Below are 2,033 nucleotides of genomic sequence, written 5' to 3' on the forward strand. Positions count from 1 at the left end.
GGCTGCGTGCTTAAATTTAGCGCGTCTTTACGAGGGCGCAGATAATGCAAAAGCCGCGCAGTACTACAAAAAGGCCTGCGAGTTGGGCGGCAAGGATAGATTTATGAGCTCAGTAGCGGAGCATGAGCAGATATGGAAAAGCTCATGCGAAAGCTACGAAAGGCTTAAATAGCCCGCAAATCTATGCTTTGAAGCAGACCCTCGCGCTCGCCGTGGCTACGGAGCAAGAACCCTAGCGGATTTCGCATAAATAGCGCAAATCTAAACATCAAGTATCCTGTAGAAGCGGAAACATAAAACGGCGCAAGTTCTTAGCGGGCTCGTATTTTAGGAGACAAAATCATGACTACAATAGCGCTAATCCGCCACGTTACGCCGCTGATCGATCGCGGCGTGTGCGACGCCGCAGAGGCCGCACGGTGTGCGATTCTGTATGACGCTACGCAAAGCTTAGCTCTGTATGAAACCTATAAATTTAAAAGCAGCGCCACATACGAAAAGCTTGCCAGCATAAGCCGAGTATGCTCATCGCCGCTGCCGCGCGCCGCGCTTACGGCGCAAAAGCTATTCCCGCAGCGGGGCATAGAGTACCTAGAGGCTTTGCGCGAGTTTAATCTACGAATATTCCCCATGCCGCTAATAAAAATGCCGTTTGATTGTTGGCTCGTGCTCTCGCGCCTGCTGTGGCTGTGCGGCATGAACCCTAGCGGCGCAAGCGCAGGAGCGGAACGGCGGCGCGCGCTTGATCTGGCGCCGTCTTTGCTAGAGACGGACACTGCGGTGATCGCGCACGGCTTCGTGCTGCGCGTAATACGCCATGGCACGCGGCAGGCAGGCTACCGCCTGATATACAGCTTTTGCGAAGGCTGCTTCTGCGTAGAAATTTGGCAGCGTGCCGTGTAGAGATACCGCTCTGTGCGAAAATTTGAAATTTTGCGCAGCTAAGAGATTATGAAATTTCGTAAAAGGGATTTACAATCGGAATTTCGCGCCGCAAAATCGAAAAGACGGAGCTTTGCTAGATTAAATTTACAGGTCAAATTTATCGGAAGCTACTTTGAAATTTTGCGGAATTTTATTTCAGCGCAAAGATAGCGCCGTTTTAAAAGGTGGGAGATTCTTGAAATTTATGCACGCGCCACGATAAACGCGAGCTGCATCGATTTGCGTAGGTAAATCGTGCTGAGTTAAAATTTAGAATTTATGACGCAAAATTTTAAAATTCTACGAACCGTAAATTTACGGCTTAAATCCAAAATTCCGTTATGATGAAATTTAAAAATTTTACGTTGCTTTAAATTTGCCTGCAAATTTGAAATTTCATGTTATTTAACGAGTTACGCACTGCACCGATAAATCTGCGAGGATTTAAAAATCCTCGCTTCGCACCACCGTTCTTCGCACCACCGAATTTATGCTAGTAGGTGTAGAACCTCTCTAAAACACCACTAGATACGCATTTAATAGCTTGTGCATTTTTTATAAACTTAGAGGCAGTAACTATAGGAGTAATTTTCGCAATTCTTCTCTATATAATTCTAGCAAAAGGTTACTTATATAACTATCATTTATAAGTTGTTATTATTTTTACAATATTTTTTAGCATGGGTTTAAAATTTATAAAATCTATATCTTTATAGTTCTTTGAAATATATTTTGAAAAAATTTCCTTACTATAGTGCTTTTGTTTATCAAAAATAGCCGAGTCCCTACAAAATACTTTTCCATCCATCTTATGATTAAGCGTCTTATCATCAAACAAATCTTCTATTTCACACTCTTCTTTATCTCTTACTAGCTGATTTGTTATCATAAATAAGTTGTCTACAATATTTGCATATAGCTCTTTATCTAATATATTCTCAAATTCTTTCTTATTGGTAAAATTTATAAATTTCCTTACAGGCTTCTTATTATTAGGTATTTCATTGTCAAAAATAAGAATGACTGGATTTGCAGCTATATCTTTTGTTATTTTTTTAAAATACTCAGAATAATTTACAACTTCTCGTCCTACAAAAAACCTATAGATA

Annotated in this window: 2 protein-coding genes; one reads left to right on the forward strand and one right to left on the reverse strand. The window is 41.3% G+C overall.

The genetic code is table 11. The annotated features are described in order from the left end of the window. Positions 1 to 342 precede the first annotated feature (342 nt). Positions 343 to 903 (forward strand): hypothetical protein, encoded by a 561-nt coding sequence (locus tag Q0140_RS00930; protein ID WP_297960670.1) that lies wholly within the window; start codon positions 343 to 345, stop codon positions 901 to 903. Between the two features lie 661 nt (positions 904 to 1,564). Here Q0140_RS00930 and Q0140_RS00935 read toward each other — a convergent pair. Further along, on the reverse strand, positions 1,565 to 2,033 hold a 469-nt coding region (locus tag Q0140_RS00935; protein ID WP_297960673.1), incomplete at its 5' end, for a hypothetical protein.

The organism is uncultured Campylobacter sp. (assembly GCF_938045405.1).
Taxonomy (GTDB): domain Bacteria; phylum Campylobacterota; class Campylobacteria; order Campylobacterales; family Campylobacteraceae; genus Campylobacter_B.

Bases quoted from the DNA above. Each gene is read 5' to 3' on its own strand.
- Q0140_RS00930 (WP_297960670.1), top strand. From the start codon at position 343: ATGACTACAATAGCGCTAATCCGCCACGTTACGCCGCTGATCGATCGC.